This is a genomic window from Vibrio sp. Vb1337 (assembly GCF_033338715.1).
In the GTDB taxonomy this organism is placed as follows: Bacteria; Pseudomonadota; Gammaproteobacteria; order Enterobacterales; family Vibrionaceae; genus Vibrio; species Vibrio alginolyticus.
The window spans coordinates 1-1,580 of sequence record NZ_JAWOTD010000079.1; the positions used below are offsets into that span (position 1 = coordinate 1).

Consider the following 1,580-nt stretch of genomic DNA (forward strand, 5'->3'; position numbering starts at 1 on the left):
CCCATCGACATCATACAGATTCTGCCTGTTGGCCCTGCTAATATCTTAGCCATAACACTTACTGTAACGTTAGTAGGATGAATCAAAGTGGTTACTCATCTAGAAGTCTGTATTGATAATATTGAATCTCTTCATTACGCCATTGCTGGTGGCGCAACTCGTATTGAGCTTTGCTCATCTCTCGCATTGGGTGGCTTAACGCCAAGCTACGGTTTTATGCAGCAAGCGGCCAAACAATCTTCTGTTCCAGTGTATGCCATGATTCGTCCACGCCAAGGCGACTTTTTCTATAACGAAGAGGAGCTAGACATGATGCGTTGGGACATCGAAGCCGCCCATCAATCTGGTTTAGATGGAGTGGTGCTAGGCGTACTGACCCAAGAAGGTGATATCCACATGCCGTTTGCCACCGCATTGTGCGAGTTTGCACAAGCACTGGGTCTTGGCATCACGTTTCATCGTGCGTTTGATCAATGTCGCAATGCAGAACAAGCGTTGGAAGATATCATCCATTTAGGTTGTGAACGTATTCTGACTTCTGGTCTCGCCCCATCTGCACCAGCAGGCGAGAGCGTACTTAAATCTCTTGTGGAACAAGCCCAAGGGCGCATTGCGATCATGGCCGGGGCGGGAGTGAATGCAGACAACGTCCGTGATTTAGTCAAAAACACGAACGTGCAAGAAGTCCATCTTTCAGGCAAAACCACACGCCCTAGCCAAATGACCTTTGTTGCTGAACAAAGCAAAATGGGCGCTTCAGATGTCGATGATTTTGCGATTCCTATTACCAGTACTCAAGCCATCGCCAACGTCGCAGCAGCTCTCAAATAACACAATCGAAATCCCCACTTTCTACGTTGAGTGCTAACATATTGAGCATCAAGGAGTGAGGAACGAATAATGTCTAAGCTAAAGAAAAAGGAATACGAACAAGAGCTTAAAAAGCTGCAGGTCGAATTGGTAAAGCTGCAAGAATGGGTTAAACACAAAGGACTAAAAGTCGTCGTTCTGTTTGAAGGCCGTGATGCCGCAGGCAAAGGCGGCGTAATTAAGAGAATTACGGAAAAGTTAAATCACCGTGTTTGCCGCGTAGTGGCATTGCCCGCACCGACTGAAAAAGAAAAGACACAATGGTACTTTCAACGTTATGTCGCGCACCTGCCATCCGCCGGTGAAATCGTCTTGTTTGACCGCAGTTGGTATAACCGAGCTGGCGTCGAAAAAGTCATGGGCTTTTGTACGCCAGATGAATATGAAGAATTTCTACGCTCTTGCCCTGAATTCGAGAGAATGCTGCAACGCTCAGGCATTATTTTGCTCAAGTACTGGTTTTCGGTATCCGACGAGGAGCAGGAAAAACGCTTCTTAGGGCGCATCAACACGCCGATAAAGCGCTGGAAGTTCAGCCCGATGGATCTAGAATCTCGACACCGCTGGGCTGAGTATTCTGAAGCAAAAGACAAGATGTTCGCTTACACCGACACCAAAAACTGTCCTTGGTGGGTTGTACCTTCAGATTCAAAACAAAAAGCGCGCTTAAATTGCATTAGTCATCTACTCAGTCAAATTGAATATAAAGC

The 1,580-nt window shown here is 46.6% G+C and carries 2 protein-coding genes; both read left to right on the forward strand.

Annotated elements, in window-relative coordinates; all coding sequences use genetic code 11:
• Nucleotides 1-87 precede the first annotated feature (87 nt).
• Nucleotides 88-831 (forward strand): copper homeostasis protein CutC, encoded by a 744-nt coding sequence (locus tag R7E42_RS23960; RefSeq protein ID WP_318073083.1) that lies wholly within the window; start codon nucleotides 88-90, stop codon nucleotides 829-831.
• Between the two features lie 69 nt (nucleotides 832-900).
• On the forward strand, nucleotides 901-1,580 hold a 680-nt coding region (ppk2, locus tag R7E42_RS23965), incomplete at its 3' end, for a polyphosphate kinase 2 (RefSeq protein ID WP_318073084.1).